The sequence below is a fragment of the Marinifilum sp. RC60d5 genome (assembly GCF_052400665.1).
GTDB lineage: Bacteria > Bacteroidota > Bacteroidia > Bacteroidales > Marinifilaceae > JBQTGK01.
In genome coordinates this window covers 671,041-694,189 of sequence record NZ_JBQTGK010000001.1, presented here as the reverse complement: position 1 = coordinate 694,189, position 23,149 = coordinate 671,041, and the positions used below count along the sequence as shown (strand labels likewise).

Annotated in this window: 22 protein-coding genes; 6 read left to right on the top strand and 16 right to left on the bottom strand. The window is 34.8% G+C overall.

The window, feature by feature from the left end; genetic code table 11:
- Positions 1–41: 41 nt before the first annotated feature.
- The 5 genes from pfkA to ACT3CE_RS02930 form a co-directional block, all read right to left on the bottom strand.
- Complete coding sequence (pfkA, locus tag ACT3CE_RS02950) at positions 42–1,889, bottom strand: 6-phosphofructokinase (RefSeq protein WP_444708266.1); 1,848 nt, start codon at positions 1,887–1,889, stop codon at positions 42–44.
- A complete protein-coding gene (gene cmk / locus ACT3CE_RS02945; protein ID WP_444708265.1) occupies positions 1,889–2,584 on the bottom strand; it encodes a (d)CMP kinase in 696 nt (231 codons plus the stop codon). Before cmk ends, pfkA begins: the two co-directional genes overlap by 1 nt.
- Positions 2,585–2,731: 147 nt before the next feature.
- A complete protein-coding gene (gene porQ, locus ACT3CE_RS02940) occupies positions 2,732–3,763 on the bottom strand; it encodes a type IX secretion system protein PorQ (RefSeq protein WP_444708264.1) in 1,032 nt (343 codons plus the stop codon).
- Between the two features lie 51 nt (positions 3,764–3,814).
- Positions 3,815–4,321: a YkgJ family cysteine cluster protein gene (locus ACT3CE_RS02935; protein WP_444708263.1), complete on the bottom strand. Its 507-nt coding sequence runs from the start codon at positions 4,319–4,321 to the stop codon at positions 3,815–3,817.
- Positions 4,318–5,223 carry a DMT family transporter gene (locus tag ACT3CE_RS02930; protein WP_444708262.1) on the bottom strand — a complete coding sequence of 302 codons (906 nt, stop codon included), beginning with the start codon at positions 5,221–5,223 and terminating at the stop codon, positions 4,318–4,320. Before ACT3CE_RS02930 ends, ACT3CE_RS02935 begins: the two co-directional genes overlap by 4 nt.
- Before the next feature lie 216 nt (positions 5,224–5,439).
- Here ACT3CE_RS02930 and ACT3CE_RS02925 point away from each other — a divergent pair, with 216 nt between their 5' ends.
- Both ACT3CE_RS02925 and ACT3CE_RS02920 read left to right on the top strand, forming a co-directional pair.
- Positions 5,440–6,084, top strand: coding sequence for a DUF2975 domain-containing protein (locus ACT3CE_RS02925; RefSeq protein ID WP_444708261.1), 645 nt, complete (start codon positions 5,440–5,442; stop codon positions 6,082–6,084).
- A gap of 10 nt (positions 6,085–6,094) precedes the next feature.
- Positions 6,095–6,298 carry a helix-turn-helix domain-containing protein gene (locus tag ACT3CE_RS02920; RefSeq protein ID WP_444708260.1) on the top strand — a complete coding sequence of 68 codons (204 nt, stop codon included), beginning with the start codon at positions 6,095–6,097 and terminating at the stop codon, positions 6,296–6,298.
- A gap of 80 nt (positions 6,299–6,378) precedes the next feature.
- Here the strand turns inward: ACT3CE_RS02920 and ACT3CE_RS02915 are convergent, their stop codons facing one another.
- The 11 genes from ACT3CE_RS02915 to ACT3CE_RS02865 all read right to left on the bottom strand — a co-directional run bounded on the left by ACT3CE_RS02915 (position 6,379) and on the right by ACT3CE_RS02865 (position 18,237).
- Positions 6,379–7,107, bottom strand: a complete 729-nt coding sequence (locus ACT3CE_RS02915) for a sulfite exporter TauE/SafE family protein (RefSeq protein WP_444708259.1) — start codon at positions 7,105–7,107, stop codon at positions 6,379–6,381.
- Between the two features lie 19 nt (positions 7,108–7,126).
- Positions 7,127–7,573, bottom strand: a complete 447-nt coding sequence (locus ACT3CE_RS02910; RefSeq protein ID WP_444708258.1) for a FixH family protein — start codon at positions 7,571–7,573, stop codon at positions 7,127–7,129.
- 6 nt (positions 7,574–7,579) lie between these two features.
- Positions 7,580–8,980: a cytochrome c oxidase accessory protein CcoG gene (ccoG, locus tag ACT3CE_RS02905; RefSeq protein ID WP_444708257.1), complete on the bottom strand. Its 1,401-nt coding sequence runs from the start codon at positions 8,978–8,980 to the stop codon at positions 7,580–7,582.
- A gap of 80 nt (positions 8,981–9,060) precedes the next feature.
- Complete coding sequence (locus ACT3CE_RS02900) at positions 9,061–9,624, bottom strand: cbb3-type cytochrome c oxidase N-terminal domain-containing protein (RefSeq protein ID WP_444708256.1); 564 nt, start codon at positions 9,622–9,624, stop codon at positions 9,061–9,063.
- A gap of 23 nt (positions 9,625–9,647) precedes the next feature.
- Complete coding sequence (locus ACT3CE_RS02895; protein WP_444708255.1) at positions 9,648–9,845, bottom strand: cbb3-type cytochrome oxidase subunit 3; 198 nt, start codon at positions 9,843–9,845, stop codon at positions 9,648–9,650.
- 79 nt (positions 9,846–9,924) lie between these two features.
- Entirely contained in the window at positions 9,925–12,069 is a 2,145-nt protein-coding gene (ccoN, locus tag ACT3CE_RS02890) for a cytochrome-c oxidase, cbb3-type subunit I (RefSeq protein ID WP_444708254.1), read from the bottom strand.
- 4 nt (positions 12,070–12,073) lie between these two features.
- Positions 12,074–12,286, bottom strand: coding sequence for a cbb3-type cytochrome oxidase assembly protein CcoS (gene ccoS, locus ACT3CE_RS02885; protein WP_444708253.1), 213 nt, complete (start codon positions 12,284–12,286; stop codon positions 12,074–12,076).
- A 44-nt stretch (positions 12,287–12,330) separates the two neighbouring features.
- Positions 12,331–14,811 (bottom strand): heavy metal translocating P-type ATPase, encoded by a 2,481-nt coding sequence (locus ACT3CE_RS02880; protein WP_444708252.1) that lies wholly within the window; start codon positions 14,809–14,811, stop codon positions 12,331–12,333.
- 162 nt (positions 14,812–14,973) lie between these two features.
- Positions 14,974–15,894, bottom strand: a complete 921-nt coding sequence (locus tag ACT3CE_RS02875) for a c-type cytochrome (RefSeq protein ID WP_444708251.1) — start codon at positions 15,892–15,894, stop codon at positions 14,974–14,976.
- 11 nt (positions 15,895–15,905) lie between these two features.
- Positions 15,906–17,246, bottom strand: a complete 1,341-nt coding sequence (gene nrfD / locus ACT3CE_RS02870) for an NrfD/PsrC family molybdoenzyme membrane anchor subunit (protein ID WP_444708250.1) — start codon at positions 17,244–17,246, stop codon at positions 15,906–15,908.
- Positions 17,247–17,301: 55 nt separating this feature from the next.
- On the bottom strand, positions 17,302–18,237 hold the full coding sequence (locus tag ACT3CE_RS02865) for a 4Fe-4S dicluster domain-containing protein (protein WP_444708249.1): 936 nt from the start codon (positions 18,235–18,237) through the stop codon (positions 17,302–17,304).
- Positions 18,238–18,839: 602 nt separating this feature from the next.
- Here ACT3CE_RS02865 and ACT3CE_RS02860 point away from each other — a divergent pair.
- The 4 genes from ACT3CE_RS02860 to ACT3CE_RS02845 all read left to right on the top strand — a co-directional run bounded on the left by ACT3CE_RS02860 (position 18,840) and on the right by ACT3CE_RS02845 (position 23,130).
- Entirely contained in the window at positions 18,840–19,088 is a 249-nt protein-coding gene (locus ACT3CE_RS02860; RefSeq protein WP_444708248.1) for a DUF4492 domain-containing protein, read from the top strand.
- A 1-nt stretch (position 19,089) separates the two neighbouring features.
- The gene (locus tag ACT3CE_RS02855) at positions 19,090–20,643 is read left to right on the top strand and encodes a cytochrome ubiquinol oxidase subunit I (protein WP_444708247.1); all 1,554 of its coding nucleotides are present in this window, start codon (positions 19,090–19,092) and stop codon (positions 20,641–20,643) included.
- Positions 20,644–20,645: 2 nt separating this feature from the next.
- Positions 20,646–21,779 (top strand): cytochrome d ubiquinol oxidase subunit II, encoded by a 1,134-nt coding sequence (cydB, locus tag ACT3CE_RS02850; protein ID WP_444708246.1) that lies wholly within the window; start codon positions 20,646–20,648, stop codon positions 21,777–21,779.
- A 259-nt stretch (positions 21,780–22,038) separates the two neighbouring features.
- Complete coding sequence (locus tag ACT3CE_RS02845) at positions 22,039–23,130, top strand: chorismate mutase (protein WP_444708245.1); 1,092 nt, start codon at positions 22,039–22,041, stop codon at positions 23,128–23,130.
- Positions 23,131–23,149: the final 19 nt, after the last annotated feature.

The window sequence follows — 23,149 nt, the reverse complement described above, 5'->3', positions numbered from 1 at the left end:
AGAGTGAATATCTTGAACAAAAGCTTTCGCTAATGTAAAATTTAGATAGAAAGTATTTCGTTTATCTTAAGGAATGTATCGTTTACTTTCTTTTTATTTTTTATGGTTTTGTTAAATGGTACGTGTGTTACTTCACCATTAACTGTTCCAACCATAATACTTTTTTGATCGTCGAGTAAAGCATCAACAGCAGCAACACCTAAAGTAGATGCTGTTACGCGGTCGAAAGCAGAAGGAGCTCCACCACGTTGCATGTGTCCAAGTACCGATACGCGAATATCATACTCAGGGTGTTGTTTTTCAATTTTCTTAGCAATTGTATAGGCTCCACCTGATTTGTCACCTTCGGCAACAATTACAATTCCGCTCGATTTGTGTTCTTTATACCCTTTTTCGAGGTAAGATTGCAGTTCTGCGGTATGTGTTTCCTTTTCAGGTATTAGAATTGCTTCGGCACCAGTTGCAATACCACTACGTAGTGCAATAAAACCGGCATCACGACCCATTACTTCGATAAAAAATAAACGGTTGTGAGCACTTGCGGTATCGCGAATTTTATCAACAGCTTCAGTTACCGTATTAATTGCAGTATCGTAACCAATTGTGTAATCAGTTCCATACAAATCATTGTCGATTGTTCCTGGTATTCCTACTACAGGAATATCGTGTTCTTGTGTAAATATACGAGCACCAGAGAAAGTACCATCTCCACCGATTACAACTAATGCATCGATATTGTTAGCAATCATTTGATCGTGTGCTTTTTGTCTTCCTTCAACTTCTCTAAATTCCTGACTCCTTGCCGAACATAGAATCGTTCCTCCTTTTCCTATGATATTACTTACATCGTGCGATTTCATTGCTTTAAAATCACCTTTGATTAAGCCTTCGTAACCTTGCTTAATACCAACCACTTCAAGTTCGTTGAAAATGGCTGTACGAACAACTGCACGAATTGCTGCATTCATCCCCGGAGCATCACCTCCTGATGTAAGCACCCCTATTTTTTTTATTCTTGACATGCTAATAATTTTTATATTTTCAAGTTTGATTTTTTCTACAACATTGTTCATTAACCAGCCAGGAGTAGAGGTTGCTCCACTAACACCTACTGATTTTCCCCGATCGAACCAATCTGATTTTAGTTCGTTTACATCGGTAATAAAATAACTATTTGCGTTTGCACTTTTACAAACGTCGTATAGTAGCTTACCATTCGAGCTTTTTTTCCCGCTTACAAATACAATAATATCGTGTTTTTCTGCAAACTCTTTAATTAAAGGTACTCTGTTGGCTACCTTTCTGCATATTGTATCGTGAACTTTAAAGCTTGCTTTTACAGATTTTTTTAATTGTTCGGCTACCAACTTAAAACCTTCTATTGTTTTGGTGGTTTGCGAAAACAAAATAACTGGCAAATTTGGTTTTACCGATTTTAAATCTTTAAGCGTTTCTATAACAATAGCATTGCCTTCGGTTTGTCCTACTAATCCGTTTACTTCGGCATGGCCTTTTTTACCATAGATAACAATCTGACCTTTCGATTTTTTTATTTCCTTGTAAGCTTTTTTAATTCTTTTTTGGAGGTTTAAAACAACAGGACAAGTGGCATCAATAATTTCAATTTTATTACTTTTTGCCAATTTATATGATTCTGGTGGTTCTCCATGAGCACGAAACAGAACTTTTTTATTTTTTAAACCTTTATATTCGTTGTGATCGATTGTTTGTAAACCCAAATTTTGTAGCCGATCAACTTCGGTGCTATTATGAACAATATCGCCAATGCAGTATAGCTGATCTTCTTTTTTTAATGTTTCTTCGGCTTTGTTAATTGCATTTACTACGCCAAAACAAAACCCAGCATTTGGATCAATTTCAATCTTCATTATTTTACCTCGTTCATTCTTTCTACAATCCAATCAAGCTGTTCTGCAGGAGTCAGATTGCTATTGTTAAGGATAATTGCATCTTTGGCTTTTCGTAAGGGACTTTCATCTCGATTTTCATCGATATAGTCTCTTTTCTTTACATTTTCACGTATATCATCCAGAGATATATTTTCTCCTTTCTCTTTTAGCTCTTTATATCTTCTAATGGCTCTTACTTCCACATCGGCAGTCATAAAAATTTTTAATTCTGCATTAGGGAAAACTACTGTACCAATATCTCTGCCATCCATAATAACGCCACCTGCTTTGCTTAGTTCACGCTGGAGAGCAACCATTTTGTCGCGAACAAATTTTATGGTAGCAATTAAGCTTACATTGTTCGATACTTTAAGAGTTCTTATTTCATCTTCAACTAAATCGCCATTCATGAAAGTTTCGTGTCGTTGCAATTCTTTATTGAATTTAAATGAAATAGAAACCTGATCAATTAGATGAGCCAGTTTGTTTTCATCAACCTTATCGTTCTCGATTAATTTGTTACGCATTGCAAACAGAGTAATAACCCGATACATTGCGCCACTATCGATATAGGTGTAATTAATTTTTTTTGCCAAATCTTTGGCAACTGTACTTTTTCCGCATGACGAATGACCGTCGATTGCTATAATTAGTTTTTGTTCAGATATATCCATTCTTTGTATTGCTCGAAATTTTAGTGCAATTGGGTACAAAAGTAAAAAGAAAATCGATCAAAATGAGAGAAAATAGTTTAAAAATGAGGGACATTCTAACAGGTGCCTTTTAGTAAACGATTGCAATGTGGCTTTTTAATTAAAAAATTATCTAAAATTAAAATCGCTAAGGCGTGTACTCACAGAAAAATGATTGCTTGCACTCGCTAAATGATACTTTGCAGAAGCATAACTAATTCGAAATCTTGAAAGTTTAAATCCAAATCCCCAGGAGAATCCCACTGTCGATTTTTTTTCATCGATACTGAGTTCTTTTCTGCGCTGAAAATTATATCCAAAGCGCACAGCAAAGTTTTTTGTTGGAAGAAATTCGGCACCTAATATGAGATGTTTTAAGGCTTTATCGGCAAAATTATTTTTCTTTGATGAAGAGGAAAAATCATCACTTTTCTTATCTAAATCCGATTGGTAAGTCATGTCGAATTCTTCGAGATGCCGGTAGGTTAGAGAGAATCGGAAAGGAGCATGTTGCAATTTAGTGCTAAAACCAATAAGTAGTTCGTTGGGCAGGTCTTCGCGATGCGATCCGTAATAGGGTTTAATTTGATATCCGAAGTTACGGGCTAAAAGTGATGCCCGAAATAATTTGTCGGAGCTATCGTAAATAACAGATAAGTCGCTGGCTAAACCAAAAGAGCTATATTTTTCGAGCGATGAGTAAATAGGCTTTAGTGTGATACCAATACTAAAATTACTGTTTATTTGTCGTCCGTAGCTAATAAAAAGAGCATAATCAGCGGCCTTAAAATCGCCTGTTATTTCGCCCAGTTGGTCGGCAGCAGTAAATTTCCCATAGTTTACATAGTGCATGGCCAATGCGAAGGTGCCAATATTTTTTAAATTTTTTGCATAGGAAGCATAGCCATAATTTATATCGGCCAGATAACTTACATAGTTTAGAGCTACTTGTTGATCTAAATCGGGAGTAAGAGCTGCCGGATTATAAAAGGCATAGTCGGCATCGACATTGCTTAAGGCGATTTGATCGCCACCCATTGCAGCTACTCTTGCCGAGCTTCCTAAATTTAAAAATTCGTAGATGTTTTCACCGCCATTTTGAGCAATACTAATTTTGCTTGCACATAAAAATATAATCAATAGTAAGGCGGCTTTGTTCATAAATATGATTTTTTCAGGCTTTAAAGATAAAAATCCGAATTGAGAAGTGATTTATAATTGGTCTTTTTTCTTTTTTAATCGTTCGCTTAGCTCGTAAACTGCAGGGCAGTAATGTGTATTTTTTAAAGTAAGATTTAAAATCTGATAAAATCGTTTTCGGTCAGTATGTGGATATTCGCGGCATGCGCGCGGACGACTTTCATAAACCATGCAATAATTATCGGGCATTAAAAATGGGCAGGGAGTTTCCCTAAACACATAATCATTTTCATGATCCATTTCTAAGTATTGATCGATTACATCTTTGGGTTTTATTTTAAGATATTTTGACAGGCGATCAATATCTTTATCGATAATAATAGGACTAATGCTTTTACAACAATTGGCACATTCCAGACAGTCGATTTCTTCGAAAACCTCGTCGTGTAAATCATGAACTATTTTATCCAATTGTTTAGGTTTCTTCTTTTTTAGTTTGGCAAAAAATTCTTTGGTATCGGCCTCAGTGTTTTTTGCTTTTTCTTTTAACAACTCTAAATCGATTTTTATTTTGCTCATTTTTTAGTTCGAATTTTTAAAAACTTTAATTTGGCTTGAGACAAAAACAAACCACCAATTACTATCGAAATTCCCATCATTTTCTGAAAGCTGAGAGTTTCATTTAGTACAAAGAATGCAAAAATAGCTGTAAAAACCGGAATGGCATTAATAAAAATATTCGATTTGTTAATGCCTAGATATTTTAATCCGTAAGTAAAGAAAATAAATGCCAAAGATGATGCGAATACGGCTAGTTGAATAATGGCTAGCCACACTTCGGTGGTGGGTTGTGCGGATATAAAATATTGTAAATCAAATATTAGAAAGGGAGGCAGGAAAAATATTATACCAACAAGGTTTTGGTAGGATATCAGCGTAAGCGGATTGTATTTTGAGGCCAAATTTTTTAATACAGTAGAGTAAGCAACGGCGGAACCTACGGCTAAAAATAGTAAAGCAATACCTACCGGCGATGCAATTAAGTTTAACTGTTTGTTGAAAATAATTACACCTACTCCGATAATTGAAACCAGGATTCCTAATACAATTTTTGGGCTGATTTTTTCTTTGTGAAAAAAATAGGCTGCTATTGGGGAGAACAGTGGAATGGTCGAAATAATTACTGCTCCTAAAGTTGAAGATACCAGCTTTAATCCAAAACTTTCTCCCATAAAATAAAGAAAAGGCTCGAAAAAGGCTAGTAAAACCAATTGTACGCGATCGCATTTGTTTATTTTTTGAATTCGACCAATACTTTTACCTATTATAAACAAAAGTGCAGTGGAAATAATAAGTCGTAAAAATACGGTGGTAATTGGGTTGTAAACCAGATACACAATTTTTACCCATACAAAAGAGAAACTCCAGAAAAGCATTGCCAATATAATGCTTCCATACACTAAAATAGATTGTTTGTTCATAGCAGATTAGCTTCAATATTTTGTGGCGAAATTACGGATAATTATTGAGTAAATGTTTTTTTTTACTATGATGTGATTAGCGTTTTGTTTTATAGGTGTTTTAGTCAACCTAATTATTGATTTTCAAGATAAAATTATTGAAAAACAATAAAAAAGAGTTGAAAAACAAAAAAAATTATTTAAGTTTGTTATGTTGTTAACCTAAAATTGAATGTAATGATTAAAGCAAAAGAATTAATTGTATCATTAAGCAATATTTTGAGAGTAATTTTTCTACTAGGCATCTTTTTTTATATTGGTAGTATCTTATTTGGAATAATAAATCTTATAACAGGAGGTTGGCCTAATGGAGATCCTGCAGGAATTAACTTTGACCTTATAGCTTATGTTGATGTTGCTACTACTTATTCTTTTACTTCGGGAGGCCAATTTGCTGATGTAGCAAGTTTAAGTGTAAGTTTGGATAAGTTTTTATCAAGTGATATTAAATATCGTATTTTTGGATATTTTGATAACATTATCATGTACGGGCTTTTATTGTTGATGCTAAAAAAATTGGTTGATATATTTACATCATTATCGGAAAGTGTTAAAACTGCCCAGTTTTTTGCAATTGAAAATTATGATAGAATCAGAAATATAGCATTATTGTCTATTGCTTTTCATGTTTATTCTATGTTGAAATCTATTGGGGTATCTTGGTTTTTACTGGAGGAGTTTTCAATAATGAGTAAAAGTGTTTCATACTATGCAGATTTTGGTCATTTGGATAGTGTATTTAATATTCTAATCATTTTTGTAATTGCAGAAGTTTACAAAGCAGGAATACAGTTAAAAGAAGAGAGTGAATTAACCATTTAAGAGAATAGTTATGCCAATTATAACAAATTTAGATGTGATGCTTGCTAAGCGAAAGATGAGTTCGAAAGAACTTGCTGAGCGAATTGGAATTACGGTGGCTAATTTATCGATTCTGAAAAGTGGGAAAGCCAAAGCTATTCGATTTTCTACTTTAGAGGCTATTTGTCGCGAATTGAATTGTACCCCTGGAGATATTCTCGATTATTCGGAGTAGGTAAAATGTTAATTATTCATACAAATAAAAAGGTCAGATTTTTTGAAACTGACCTTTCTGTTTTTATAAATATGTAGTAATTAATGGCAACAAGAAGGTTCCGATTCTTCGTCGGTTTGCTCTACTGGTACGGTCATTGCTTTTTCTGGCGGACTAAGATAAGGAATACCAAGGCTTAAGCCTCGAAGAATGAATAGTACACCAATAAACACAATTGCGTATGGAATTAATTTGGTAACTTTTTTGCGAAGTTCTAGGGTTATTAAGTTTCCGATTAAGGAAATAGCAAGCATCATTGGTAAAGTTCCCAAACCAAATATAAACATGAAAAGGCTACCGCTAGCTGCCGATCCTGTTGCAATGGCTCCCGCAATAGCAAAATACACCAATCCGCAAGGAAGCAGACCATTTAATAAGCCAATTAAGAGTAATGAGCCATAGCTGCGCTGTGTAAACAGCTTGCCGAGCGACATTTTTACTTTGCCCACAAAAGAGAAAATACCTTTATCGGCATTAAAACGATTTTTATAAATAGATGGTGTAATTACAGAGAGAATCATGATTGCTCCCATTATTATTGATATCCATTGCTGGAATCCACTTAGTACTAAACCGCGACCCAATAATCCGAATATGGCTCCCATTACTGCATAGGTTACTGCTCTTCCTAAATTGTATAGTATGCCGCCAAAAATTCGAGCCATCCACGAATCGGTTTTTAAAGGTATTGCCAGTGCAATTGGGCCGCACATTCCTACGCAGTGAAAACTGCCTAAAAGTCCTAATGTTAATGCTGATAAATAAATCATTTATTGTTTGTTTAAATTTTTACTTATTTAAATAAATTGCCTCCTCTTTATAGTAATCAGTTTTCTTATGATTCCAGTCTATTTTAATTGTGTATCTGCCTTTTAGTAGCTTGTTAGTGTTTATTATATGAGTACCGTTTTTATTTAATGATATTTGATATTTAAGATCAGATTCGTAATCGGCAGGTCGATAAAGAATGATATCACCACTTACATTAGAATGCATATCTTCAGGGAACTGAATTTCAATATTATTGCCAAGCTGTTCTATTGATAGAGGAGTCGACATTTGTTGAGCATTCTTTATTTTGTTAATTCTATTCTGATATTTAACTTCTTTGGGGTAATAATCTTTCGATACCAGATTAATTTTCTGTGTTGTGCTAAACCCAACAAATATAAGTACACCAATAACATAAATCGATGCAATAATTCCTAGTTTTGTTCCCCAACTTAATTTTTTCATATTTCTTTAATTTGGTCCCACAAAAGTTAGATCAACTTCTTCGATAAGCTGATTTCCGGCATAAACACCTATTTTTATGAGTGTGTTATCGCTTGTTACTTCCGATTTGGGAAGAATTGCAAAAAAGACTCCTTCTTTAATTGAGCTGGCCTTGGTATCAATATCTTCGCGAATTACTTTTATTTCTCCTTTAAGGTTTAATAGTTTAAAGTGAATAGGAATGTGCTTGGTACTTTTATTAATTACCTTAAAGTTATACATATTACTGATTCTATTTGCACTTTGTTCCTGATAAAGTAAACCTGGAGTTCGAAGAATCACAGCTTCCAAATCGGATCGTGAGGCAAATAAAGTAATTACAATTACTATCAGTAAAGAGAGAACAAAAGTGTAAGCAATTTTTCGTACCGGCCAGTTTTTCTTTTTGCCTTCGGCGATATTTTTTTCTGAATCGAAACGTATTAAACCCTGCGGTCGGCCAAGCCATTTCATTACTGAGTTACATTCATCAATACAGGCAGTACAATTGATACATTCCAGTTGTGTTCCATCGCGAACATCTATTCCGGTAGGACAAACATTCACACATTGGTAACAGTCTATGCAATCCCCTTTGCCATTTTCTTTTCTATCTTCTCCCGCTTCGAGTGGTGCACGTTCTTCTCCACGCTTATAATCGTAGGCCACTACAATGGTATTTGAATCCAACAATACACCTTGCAATCTTCCGTATGGACATATCATGGTACATACCTGTTCTCGTAATTTTGCAAACACAAAAAACATAGCACCCGAAAAAAGCAAAGCAATTGTAAAACCTAGTTTATGTTTGGCAATCGGTTCATTTATAATTTTCCATAATTCATCAATACCTATAATGTAGGATAGAAAAGTGTTTGTAATAATAAAACAAATTGCAAAAAAGAGAATTGTTTTTAGGCTTTTCTTCCAAAATTTCTCAAAGTTAAACGATTGGGTATTCAGTTTTCGCTGCTGTTGTGGAGTGCCCTCAATTAGATATTCTATTTTTCTAAATATAAACTCCATAAAAATGGTTTGCGGACATGCCCAGCCGCACCATATTCTTCCATAGCTTACCGTAAAAAATACTACGAATACAAAAAGAGTTATCATCGAGAACAGAAAAATATGAAAATCCTGAGGCCAGAATCTTACTCCAAAAAGAATAAATTTTCGCTCAAGAACATTAAGTAAAAATAAGGGTTCTCCACCTATTTTTACAAATGGTAATCCAAATAGTAAAGTTAACAATGTATAACTTACTAAATTTCGGTATTTGTAAAGTTTTCCTTTTGGCTTTTGAGCATAAACCCATCTGCGTTTGCCAGAATCGTTTAATGTTGCCAGCTGATCGCGATAGGAATTGAAAGGGTTTTCGGGGGCCATTGCTATTGTATTTATGAAATTAGTTTCAAGCTTCAATGTACTTTCCAGAAGTCTGAAACTACTTATCTAAAGCTTACACATTATTCAACCAATTCACCTTGAGCCTCTTTTGCATTAGGTGGATTTGTTCCCTGCAGGCTCATTGTATAACTCGATACCTGAAGCATCTGTTCTGGCGAAAGCTGGTTCTGCCATGCTAGCATTCCCTTTAATGGTTTACCAACTTTAATAATTTGGTAAACTTCTTCAAGACTTCCTCCGTTTAACCAGTACTTATCGGTTAAGTTTGGACCAATGGCATTCCCTTCTCCAACAGCACCATGACATGCAATGCAGTTTTTGTCGTAAATAGCCTTTCCTTTTGCCAGATTTTCAGTATCGGTCATTAAGACCAATGCTTTTTCATCGAATTGTGGTTTTGGTTTATTTGCCTGGGCCAAAGCCATTTCTTTGTTGTATTCATCAATTTGTAAATCATCACCAAAAACATGATATCTAAACCAGTAAACAGCCGCAAATACAATGGTAGCATAAAAAAGGTAACGCCACCAAACTGGCATAGGATTGTTTAACTCCCTGATTCCATCGTAATCATGGTCGCTAATCATGTGTTCATTTTCTTTCATGTATTTATCGTCATCCATAGCTTTCTTTTTAAAGTCAGTGATTATTTTTCAGATTCGAAGGATTTATTGCTTTCCTCCTCAAGAGGGTAATTTCCCATTTGTGTAAAAAAGGCCTTATTGTTTTTCTTAAAGGCCCACCATATTACTCCTGTGAAAAACAGGAAGAAAATCAGAAGTGAGATACTTGGAAAGAATCCAACATCCGAAATATTTTGTAAATAATGACTAACTAATTTCATATTTATAATCTTAAAATAAAGAGGGAAGGCTAAAATAATATGTCTCGAATTACTCTATCCTTTATCTTTATTACTGTTTCTATTCTTTTACCGATATGTCTCTACCCAAACGTTGCAAGTAGGCAATAAGAGCTATAATTTCTCTGTCGCTAGCTACTTTAATACCATTTTTATTTAAGTCGGCAGCTATTTCTTCTGCCTGTTTTCTTAAATCTTCATTTGCCACCTTATCGTAGTTCGCTGGATAAGGTTCCTTATCATACGGAACACCAAGTTTGGTCATGGTACGAATTTTAGCTGCTGTGTATGTAGTATCCAACTGATCTTTAATTAACCATGGATATGCTGGCATAATAGATTGGGCATTCATTTTTTGAGGATCCAGCATGTGGTTGTAGTGCCAGATATTTGTTTTATACATTTTTCCTCCCGGAACACCTTCGCGTGCCAAATCGGGACCAGTTCGTTTCGATCCCCATAAATGAGGATGGTCGTATACAAATTCGCCTGCTTTAGAATATTCACCGTAGCGTTCGGTTTCTGAACGGAACGGACGAACCATTTGCGAGTGGCAAGTATTACAGCCTTCGCGTATATAAATATCTCGTCCCTGTAATTCTAAAGGTGTGTATGGTTTCACACTCTCAATAGTTGGAACGTTTGATTTTATAAGATATGTAGGAATAATTTCGAAAGCTCCACCAATAAGAATTGCAATTGTTGCCAATATCATAAATTGAACAGGTTTTCTTTCTAACCAGCGATGTAAACCTTCACCTGTTTCTCTTTTTGGATGACTTTGTAAAGCTGGGGCTGATGCTTTTTCATTGTCGATAAATGTTCCTTTAGCTGCTGTTTTTAGCAAATTATAAACCATTAGAAATAAACCTGAGAAATATAAAAGTCCACCAAATACACGTACATGATACATTGGTAAAATTTGAGTTACTGTCTCAAGAAAATTAGGATAAGCTAGTAAACCATCGGCAGTAAATTCTTTCCACATTAAGGTTTGAACTACGGCTCCCCAGTAAAGAGGAAGTGCATAAAACATCATACCTAAAGTCCCAATCCAGAAATGGGCATTTGCTAATTTTTCGGAGTACAGTTTTGTTTTCCACATTTTTGGAAATAAATAATATAGCATACCAAAAGTTAGGAATCCATTCCATCCCATTGCGCCAATGTGAACGTGAGCAATGGTCCAGTCGGTGTAGTGAGTTAGAGAATTCACCCATTTTAACGACATCATTGGACCTTCGAAAGTAGACATACCATAACAGGTTACAGCTACCACCATAAATTTAAGGGTTGCACTGTCTCGAACTTTATCCCAGGCGCCACGAAGTGTAAGTAAGCCATTAAACATACCACCCCAAGATGGAGCAATAAGCATTATTGAGAATACAACACCTAAGGATTGAGCCCAGTCTGGTAATGCTGTATAAAGCAAATGATGTGGACCAGCCCAGATGTAAAGGAATACCAATGCCCAAAAGTGAATAATTGATAGTCTGTACGAATAGACTGGACGATTTGCCGCCTTAGGAAGAAAATAGTACATCAATCCCAAATAAGGTGTAGTTAAGAAGAATGCAACCGCATTATGTCCGTACCACCATTGTACCAAAGCATCCTGTACGCCGGCATAAACCGGATAGGATTGTATCCAGCTGTAAGGTAGCTCTATAGAGTTGCCTATGTGTAAAACGGCAACCGTAACAAAGGTGGCGATGTAAAACCAAATGGAAACATAAAGGTGATCGGCTCGTCTTCTTAATATGGTTCCAAACATATTCCAACCAAAAATTACCCAAATAATTGTAATGGCAATGTCGATAGGCCATTCTAACTCGGCATATTCCTTGCTGGTTGTAATTCCCAACATAAAAGTTATGGCGGCCGATACAATAATTGCCTGCCATCCCCAGAAGTGAATCCAGCTGAGTTTATCGCTAAACATCCGGGTTTTTAACAATCGCTGAAGCGAATAATATACCGCCGCAAAAATACCATTCCCTACAAATGCAAAAATAACTGCATTGGTGTGAATAGGACGAATTCGTCCGAAAGTGGTGTAAGCGATCTTAAAATTAAAAACGGGGAAGGCAAGCTGTGATGCTGCCAACAATCCGAATAGCATTCCAACTACTCCCCAAATTATGGTTGCATAGACGAAATATTTAACAATTTTGTTGTCGTACGAAAAATGTTGTGTTTCCATTAAATTAAGATTTATGGTTTTTTCCTGTTTCTTTCTCTTCTTTAGGTTCTTCTTCTACTTCCTCCTCTGTTTTTTCTTCCTTGTCGTCGAATAAAATTCGCACCGAAGGAGAGTAGGAATCATCGTATTGTCCTTTTTTTACAGCCCAAAGAAATCCGATAAGGAATCCTCCTGCTACGAACATGCTAATTGCGATTAAAACAAACAATACACTCATTTTGTTAAGTTTTTAACCATTAGCTTTTGCTATTGGCTGATTTATTAGTTTAGTTGAACCGATTCTGCTTTTTCAAAAGCTTTTTTGTTTTTATTATTTTTAATTACCAGTTTATTTTTATTCTCATTATTTTTTGCAATCATATTGGTTGCTAGGGTTGTAAATGCAACAATAGAAACCGAACTAACGGGCATTAATACAGCTGCAATAATAGGAGATAAAACCCCTTGAACTGCAAAGTATAAACCAACAAAATTGTATAAAAAAGAGAGGATAAAACTTATTTTTACTACCCAAATACTCTTTTTTGTAATCGATAAAAATTCTGCCAAGTGTGAAAATTTAGATGATTCTAAAATTGCATCGCAGGCCGGTGAAAAATGGTAAACATCATCGGCAATAGATATTCCTACATCGCTGGATTTTAAGGCTCCGGCATCGTTTAATCCATCGCCAATCATTAGTACTATTTTACTTTTTTGTTTTAGCTTATTAATATATTCTAGCTTGTCGTTAGGCGATTGGTTAAATTTGATATTTGTTGCTTCGGGAAATAACTGTAACAGATTTTTTTTCTCAGAATCATTGTCTCCCGTTAAAACATGTAAGTCGTATTTAGCAGATAAACTCTCTATCAATTCAGATAATCCCTTTCTATACTGATTACTTAATGTGAAATGGCCTTTTATTTTTCCATCAACCGAAAGGTAGACCTCGGTGCTTAAGGATTTACTTTCCGTTATGCCTTCGGAGATAAATTTTGCAGAGCCTAATTTAATTTCGCGCCCATTAACTTTACCCGAAATTCCCATTGAGGGAAGTTCTTCATAATTTTCTACTTTTTCGGGGGGTATATTTTTAAAATGATCGTATAATGAGGAACTTAATATATGGGTAGAGTGTCGGGTTAAAGATTTAACTGCTATCAGATCATCATTTAATAGTTTTTCTCCTTTAAACTTAATTAGTACTTCGTCGGCCTGTGTTATTGTGCCGGTTTTATCGAACACAATACTTGTTATTGAATTAAGTTTTTCTGCCACATTCGAACTTTTAAGGTAGATCCCCAATCGTCCCATTAGTCGCATTGTATTTCCTAATGCAAAAGGAGCCGAAAGAGCTAATGCGCAAGGACAAGCAACAATTAAAACCGAAGTAAAAGCAAATGCAGCTTTGCTATTATCATTTATTAGCCAGTAAATAGCAGAGAACATGGCAATGGCAATAATAATAACAGTAAAATATTTACTGATTTTATCAATCATTGAGTTTAGGCGCGATGCTTCATTATTTTCATCTTCAAACTGGTTCCAGAGTTGTGTTAATCTACTTTGAACCACATCTTTCTCGATAGTAAGTTCAATGGCACTTCCCATTTGTTTGCCACCAGCAAAAATTTGATCGCCGGCATCTTTAAAAACCGGACTCGATTCACCGGTTACAAAACTATAATCAATTTGAGCATCTCCCTTGGTCAGAATACTATCGGCAGGAATCAATTCCTGATTTCGGATTAATATAATATCTCCTTTTTTTAGCTTCTCGATAGGGGTACTGATTTCTTCACCAGCTTCCATTTTACTAACAGCAACAGGAAAATAGGATCGATAATCCCTCTCGAAGGACAATGCCTGATATGTTCTGTTTTGATACCATTTTCCAATGAGAAGGAAAAAGATTAATCCGGTAAGAGAATCCATATATCCCGAACCGCTTGTAGTAAAAATTTCGAAAGCACTTTGTATAAATAAGGTTGTAATGCCCAGGGAAATAGGCACATCAATATTTATAAATCGATGTTTTATGGCTTTAAATGCCGATTTTAAATAATCATTACCGCTGTATAAAAATACCGGCAGAACAAGAAGGAAATTCATCATTCCAAAGAAATTTTTAAAATGAGTTTCCAGATACTCATGGCCAGGAACGTATTCTGGCAGACTTAACAGCATGATATTTCCAAAACAAAATCCGGCGATCCCAATTTTATACAAAAGTTTTTTGTTGGCATCAGAATTTTTTCTTTCCTGTAATTTATCAAGAGTAATTTCAGGAATATAGTGTATAGAAGACAATAGTTCTGCCAGTTGGCGAATACTTATTTGCTCGGAATCGAAAGTGATAGCTGCTTCTTTTTTTACAAAATTAACTACCGATTTAAGAATGCCTTTATTTAGGATATTTAAATTTTCGAGAAGCCAGATACAAGAACTGCAATGAATAGCAGGAATATATAAAGTAATTTTTCGGATATTTCCTTCCTTAAAATCGTATAAGGGATCTGCTATTTCATCTTCATCCAGAAAAGCGAATTTTTCTTTAAATTTTCCACCATCAAGTTTAATCCCCGGATTGGATTCAAAATCGTAATAATTGCACAATTCGTTTTCGTGTAGCAGTTGATACACTGTTGAACAACCATTGCAACAAAAAGCTTTGCCATCCCACATTACAGGGTGCTTTCCACAGTTGTCGCCACAGTGAACACAGATTTTGTTTTTTGTATCTTCCTGCATTTTTGCCATCTTGCAGAGTGTGTAATTTAGTTAATTTATGAGATCAGATTCAAACTTTGTTTATCTTCTGTTAATAATAACAGCTTTTCATTTTCTTGTTGGTATCGGATATCTTCTTTACAAATTAGGAGGTTCCTCAAAATCCAAAAAGAAAGAAAACAATGAATCTGACTAATCTTTATTTTTTGCCAGTTTAGGTAGTGATAACATCTGAAATATTACCCAGAAAATCACGCTCCAGAAGAAAATAATACCACCTAAAAATGTTGCTGTAATCCAGATAGGAGCATTTGCCCGTGTGCCCCACATAACTCGTTTGTTCAATAAATTTTCCGGAATAGTAGGGACTCCTAAAGCAATCATTTGATTTTTTTCCAGTTTTCCATAAGAATTTTCATCAGTAAGTTTTACAAGCATATTAACGACACCTTCGGTGTTACCAGGTAAATCGGCAGGAAAAGTAATTTCAAGTTCTCCATTTTTATTTGTGTATGGATCTTCTCCGGAAATATCGAGATAGCCAAATTCTCTTTTTACCATAAAGCTTAGTTCTATGCCTTCTAGGCCAACTCGATTTCCTTTTTTAGTAAGACCGGTTAAGAGAACAGCTATTTTTTTATCAGCTTCGGAGATATCAACAGTCAGATTAACGTCTGTTACTTCAGGATTATTTATTTCCTCAATTTTTAAACTTATTTTTTTATTTTTATCGAACGATCGTAAATAAGTTATAATCATCCATTTGTCTTTGTCGCTAATTGTTTTTTCAAAAGTTGGCATTGCGCCTTGTCCTTTGTTTAGTTTGTAGAATATTTCACCATCGGGCTGCACTAAAAATGCTTGAGATCCCAAATCGCTCGGAGCAATAGGAGTCAGTGGTAACATGTTGTTCATTGTGGCATCGCCATGGCATGATTTACAGTGAATATTGTATAACTTTTTACCTGCATTAATATTTTTAGATGATGATTCTAATGGGTTTTGAACTTTTTTTGCACTGTTAGGGACGTTCCAGTTTTGTGCACCTGCAAATAAACCTGTTAGAGCAAAAATCAGGATCAAAATGCTAATTGTATGTATTGATTTTTTCATCTGTTTCTGTATTAAGATTCAATTTTAACTTCAATTCCTTCTTTCTCTGCTACCTCAACAATAGGAATTACCGGGAATATTTTTGAAAGAACAGTAATGATAAGTAATACCAAAGCAAAACTTAGTACTGTAACCGATATTTCGATTGAAGTTGGATGATAATGAACAAAATTTTCGGGTACATTTTGTATGGGTAAATGAGGGTGTAATAAAGTTGGAACCACAATAACGTATCGTTTTACCCATGCCGCTATCAATACAAATACCGAAATAATCATAATTGGCAGTGGTTTTCTAAACCTTTTAAATAGTAAAAGGACGATAGGAATAATATTTCCCAAAAATTGAGACACCCAAAATAGTGTTGCCCAACTTCCTGTAAATAATTCTTTTAGGTGTATGTCGTCGCCAGTTTTCATTTTATATCCTGGAACGAGAAATTCATTTAAATTAAAATATAGATATACTAGACAAACAACAACAAGCAGCTTACCTATTTTATCGAAATGTAAATCGGTGATATAATCTTTTAGTTTGTAGTTAACCCTAAAAAAATACATTGCAATAATAAGGGCGGCAGTACCAGCCACGAATGCTCCAGCTACAAAATAAGGTCCAAAAATAGTAGTATCCCAACCATTTCGAAGGGTTGCAGCAAACAGCCACGAAGTTACAGTGTGAATAGCCAGTCCAATGGGTACAATTAGCACCATTAGCGTTCTTATCATTTTGTGTAAATGCTTGTGTTGGCTGGGTGTGTTTATGTATCCGAAAGAAAGTATGTTGTATAATTTTTTTAGGATGGGTGATGTTCTTTTTAATTCATTTTTACAGATTGCCAGATCGGGAATCATTGGCAAAATTAAGAGTAATGCACTTACGGTTAGGTAGGTGGTAATTACTGTAACATCCCAAAGAATTGGAGATTGAAATCGACCATGAATAAGAACATTTACAACTCTATCAGGGCGTCCCATGTCTAAAATAATAACTAAACCAGCAACCGCAACAAATGCAACGGCAATAATTTCGGCTATTCTCGAAATAGGGACAATCCAATCTACTCTTAGTAAACCAAGAATAGAGGAAATAAGCATGCCTACTAAACTAACGGCAACAAAAAATACAAAGTTCGCGATATACATACCCCATGATACATAATCGCGCATGCCGGTAACGCCTAGTCCATCACGCAACTGAATATAGTATGCCCATCCGCAAACACCTATTACTGTTATTAAAAATACAATCCAAAGCTCGAGTCCTTTATGGTTTTGCATTGGGTGCAGAATGTCTTTTTTTATTTTTTCAAACGAAAGATGGGTTTCCTTTTGTTTTGGTAAGTCATTCATAAGATTTGGGTTAGTGATAGCAAATATTTATTTAATGTGTTTTATTTAATAGGACTTAGTGAAGATTATTTTCGTCTAATAAATCACCATTAAACTTGAAAGCTCTGTTTTTAGCAGGTAAATAATAAACGCGAGGTTTGGTTCCCAGTTCTGGTAATAAAGTATAACCTGCGTTATCTTCAATTAATTTAGAGAAGCGAACAGTTTCACCTGTTGTTCCATTTGTAACCGCATCTTCGTTTCTATCACCAAAATAATATACTCCATTCGGACAAGATGATACACAAGAAGGTAATTTTCCTTCGCGCAAACGGTCGGCACTAAACAGACATTTTGAAATTGTTCCTTTTTTCTGAGGAACATTAGCTTCTATATTATAGGTTAGTTTATTGTATTTCTCGGCATCTTTAGGTTCTGTCCATTGAAAAATACGTGCAGAATAAGGACAAGCAGCAATACAGAAACGACAGCCAATACATCTTTCATTATCTATTAATACAATTCCATCCTGACGTTTAAAAGTTGCATCAACAGGACAAACTTTTGTGCAGGGAGGATTGTCGCAATGTTGACAGGGCTTCGGCATAAAATAAGGAGCCGTATGTTCATCGTCCTGCATTTGAAGAACATTAATATGATGCTGGTCGGGGCGCAATTGGTGGTGACTTTGACAAGCTTCCATGCATTTACGTGCATTACGACATTTACTAAGGTCAATTACCATAACGTATGATTTCCCGGGCATACCTTCTCTTCCTCTTTTTTGAAGTTCGGTAAGTGGTTCGGTTACCTTAGGTCTCAATTGGTTTTTATCTACTTCTACAAGTTGTCCGTCCTGGGTTAGTAAATTAACCATTTCTGCAGGTTTGTTGGCTGCAGCTTTTGCAGCTCCCAAAAGAGAAAAGCTACTAACAACACCGGCAGCGCCAACCGAAATACCAAGACTTTTTAGAAATTTTCTTCGACTGTGGTTTGAGGTTTCTTCTTTCATTCTTTTAATGGGTTAGTATTTCAAATGCGTTCTATGTGTAATGTTAAGAGAAAATCGCATGCTAAAATATTAATTGTCAATTAAGTTAGACTTACTATTCTAGCATTCGGAAAATGTTTTCATTCTGATCTTAAAATTGCTTAAACGTTTGCGTAATGTATCAAATATAAAGAAATATATTGAATTGTGATAGATGCTTTGTTAAGCTATGTATCGAATAAAATAAAATAATAAATATTGGTTTGGTAGTTTCTAAGTTGTTGATTTTTAATTGTAAAAAAAAGTGTTTGATCTTGTTAAAATTAGAATTCTTTTGTTCTTGGAAATTTACTGTTGGATTCTCCTGTGTATCAAGTATTATTAAAATTATATTTAAACATCAGATTTATAGCGAAATAAAGCCTTTATTTTTACCTAAGCGTTTATCAGTGAATTATTTATCGATTTTTTAGATGCGAATATCAAAAGAATCTATGATGAATTTATTCTTGGGTCAAGAATAAAGTATACTTTTATCTCGATTATTGATAAGCAATAAAAGAGTTTATTATCTTTTATTATTTTATAATTTTCGATTTTATATTAACCGAAAAGTAAAGAGAATGAAAAGAGAAAGTTTCTCGAAACTGTTAGAGTGGCCCGTTACTGTATATCGATTTTATTATAATGGCTTTAAGGGGCAAAGTAAATGGAGTAGACAGATTTGGATAATTATTATTTTGAAACTTTTTATTATGTTTTTTATATTAAAGTTGTTTTTTTTTCCTAATTTTTTGAAATCAAAATATAATAACGATAAAGATCGCGGTGATTATGTGATCGAACAATTAACTAAACCTAAAAATCAATAATATGATTGAAAACTTTGATCTTTCTTTAGTGGATTGGTCCAGAGCGCAATTTGCATTAACAGCAATGTATCATTGGATATTTGTGCCTCTTACCTTAGGACTGGCTTTCATTATTGCCATAATGGAGACCATTTATGTTAGAACAGGGAATCCTGAATGGAAAAAAATTACCAAATATTGGATGAGCCTGTTTGGAATTAACTTTGCAATTGGTGTAGCAACAGGTATTATTCTTGAATTTGAGTTTGGAACAAACTGGTCGAATTATTCGTGGTTTGTTGGTGATATTTTCGGTGCACCACTTGCGGTAGAAGGTATTATGGCATTTTTTATGGAATCTACTTTTATTGCCGTCATGTTTTTTGGATGGAATAAGGTGAGTAAAAGGTTTCATTTAATTTCCACCTGGCTGGTAGCCATTGGATCTAATCTCTCTGCTTTATGGATTTTGGTGGCTAATGGATGGATGCAAAATCCTATTGGAATGAGATTTAATCCGGATACAGCACGTAACGAGATGATAAATTTTTGGGATATTTTGTTTTCTCCAACTGCCATAAATAAATTTCTTCATACTATATCTTCGTCTTATGTATTGGCAGCGGTTTTTGTAATTGGAGTTAGTTCTTGGTATTTGCTAAAAAAACGAGATGTTGTTTTTGGTAAAAAAAGTATTGTTGTGGCAGCTGTTTTTGGATTAACAACTTCGCTATTTACAGTGATGACAGGCGATAACTCTGCAAGAGAAATAGTTCGGGATCAGCCAATGAAGTTCGCTGCAATGGAAGGTTTATATGACGGATCGAATGGAGCTGGTTTGGTTGCCTTAGGGATGTTCTCGGATGACTATCAAGGTACTTCTAAGAACATGAAAGAATTTAGCTTTAAAATAGAAATTCCGAACTTACTAAGTTATATGGCTTTTATGAAAGGGGATGCTTTTGTTCCTGGAGTAAACGATATCATAAATGGATATACCGATCACCATGGAGAAGTTCATCCTCCGGTGAGTGTTAAGATGGAGATGGGGCGCAAGGCAATTGCTGCTCTTAAGAACTATAAGAAAGCTAAAAAGAATGGTGATGATGTAATGGCTGAGCAAGCTCTTAAGCAGTTAGAGGCAAACTTTAAATATTTTGGTTACGGATATTTTAATGATCCTTATGAAACTGTTCCCCCAATTTCAATTTCTTTTTATAGTTTCCATATAATGGTAGCATTGGGCATGTGGTTTATCCTTCTGTTCTTGCTTTGTTTATTCTTTATTTACAAGGAAAGTATAGTAAATAAAAAGTGGTTTTTACGAGTGGCTATTTGGAGTATACCTTTAGCTTACGTTGCTTCTCAAAGTGGATGGGTTGTTGCCGAAATGGGGCGTCAGCCATGGGTAATTCAGGATCTTATGCCAACTTTGGCTGCAGTTTCTAATATTGATACTTCAGCAGTTATGATTACGTTCTTTCTGTTTTTACTTGTTTTTACAGGACTTTTAATTGCAGAAATAAAAATTATGCTGAAACAAATTAAAATCGGACCAAATCACGGAGGACACTAATTATGTTTGAAAATTTATCGCATTTAGCATTACAACAATATTGGTGGGTAATTGACTCACTATTGGGAAGTATTTTGGTGTTTTTGATGTTTGTTCAGGGAGGACAAACACTAATTTACACAATAGGAAAATCGAAAACTGAGCGAACAATGGTTGTAAATGCTCTAGGAAGAAAATGGGAATTTACCTTTACAACTCTTGTAACTTTTGGAGGAGCAATGTTTGCCTCATTTCCTTTGTTTTATTCTACTTCGTTTGGAGGAGCATATTGGGTTTGGATGGCAATACTTTTTTGCTTTATAATTCAGGCTGTAGCTTATGAGTTTAGAAGTAAACCCAATAATGTTTGGGGTGCTAAAACATTCGAAGCTTTTTTATTTATTAACGGATTATTAGGAACAATTTTAATTGGAACCGCCGTAGGTACATTTTTTAATGGAGCCGAATTTACCGTGAATGAAATGAACCAGTCAAGATGGGCAAATCCTTATGGGGGTCTGGAAGCTGTTTTAAATATTCATAATGTAGCTTTAGGATTAGCTGTTTTCTTTTTAGCAAGAGTACTGGGGAGTATGTATTTTATGAATAGTATCGAAGATGATAATATTTTTAATCGCTCAAAAAAGCAATTGCTAGTATCGGGAATTCCATTTTTAGTGTTTTTCTTATTTTTTGCAATTCGTTTATTAGTAATGGATGGTTTTGCTGTCGATACTAAAACGGGTGTTGTTTCGATGGAGTCTTTTAAGTATTTGCATAATCTAATGGCAATGCCAGTTGTGGCCATACTTTTTGTAGTAGGAGTTGCCGGAGTTTTGTATGGATTGATAAAATCGTATTTAGCACAGAAACATACCACAGGAATTTGGTGTGCTGGTGGTGGAACAATTTTAGTTGTTTTTAGTTTGTTTTTACTAGCAGGTTTTAATAATACCGCATTTTATCCTTCTGTGGCCGATCTGCAATCATCATTAACAATACAGAATGCTTCATCTTCGCATTATACACTAACTGCAATGTCTTATGTTTCTTTAATGGTTCCGTTTGTTATTGCTTATATCGTGTGGGCCTGGAGAGCTATTAATAATAAAAAGATCGATATTGAGGAGATTCAGGCTGAAGATCATTTGTATTAATTAAAAACTAAAAAAGATATGTATTTATCATCGATAATATGGTTATTAACCTGGCCTTTACTAATTTTTGTTAGTTACAAATTGGTTAGATATACACTAAAGAAATTAAGTTCTCAGATAGAGAACGAATAAATATAAAGTAATCGGTATTCGTAAGGATACCGATTCTTTTTTTAAGGGTTTTTCGATTTCATTTAAAAGTGTACTTTTGTGCTGCCCGAAATTTTAAGATATCTGGGCATGCCTAAAATTATAGAATATGAGCGGATTGGATAATATTAAACCTATACATAACTGGTTTAAGAAGTTGGATTCTCACCCTATTGTGATAAGTGGTCCTTGTAGTGCTGAATCGGAAGAACAGCTACTGGCAACTGCCCACGAGCTAAAAAAGATTGAACAGGTTAAAATATTTAGGGCTGGAGTGTGGAAACCACGTACTCGTCCAAATTCATTCGAAGGAAGAGGAGAGGATGCATTACAGTGGCTAAATAGGGTGAAATTAGAAACTGGGCTTTTAACAACTGTTGAAGTAGCTTCTCCCAAACATGTTGAAATGTGTCTGCGTCATAATGTTGATATTTTGTGGATTGGTGCCAGAACAACTTCTAATCCTTTTTCGGTGCAGGAGCTGGCAAGTGCTCTTCAGGGGATGAATATTCCTGTAATGGTGAAAAATCCTATTAATCCGGATATCAATCTTTGGATAGGTGCTTTGGAAAGAATTCATAAAGCTGGAATTACGAAACTGGCGGCGATACATCGAGGATTTTATCCTTTTGAGAAAACCATATTACGTAATATCCCCAAGTGGGAAATTCCTATCGAATTAAAATCAAGATTTCATAATTTGCCGATTATTTGCGATCCAAGTCATATTGCAGGTACGCGAAAGTATGTAAAAGAAATGGCCCAAAAAGCTATGGATTTAAATATAGATGGATTAATGATTGAAAGTCATTTTAATCCGTGTGAGGCATTAAGTGATTCGGAACAGCAACTAACACCAGCCAATTTAGATGAACTACTAAGGGGCTTGGTTTGTCGTGTTTATAACATCGAGCATGACGAAATTGATCAGCTGGAAAAATATAGAGACCAAATTGATTCTATCGATACACAATTGATACAGCTATTGTCGCAGCGAATGAATATTATCGAGGAAATAGGAGAGTATAAGTTTAAAAATAACATGACAATTTTGCAGCTCAAGCAATGGGAGAAAGTTCGAGAAAGAGGTGTTGATCTTGGAAATAGTTTGGGTATGAGCGAGAAATTTATAACTCAACTTTTAAGAATGATTCATAAGGAAGCCATATTAAAACAAAATGAGATTATGAATAGCAAATGATTTTGCGTTTTACAATTTT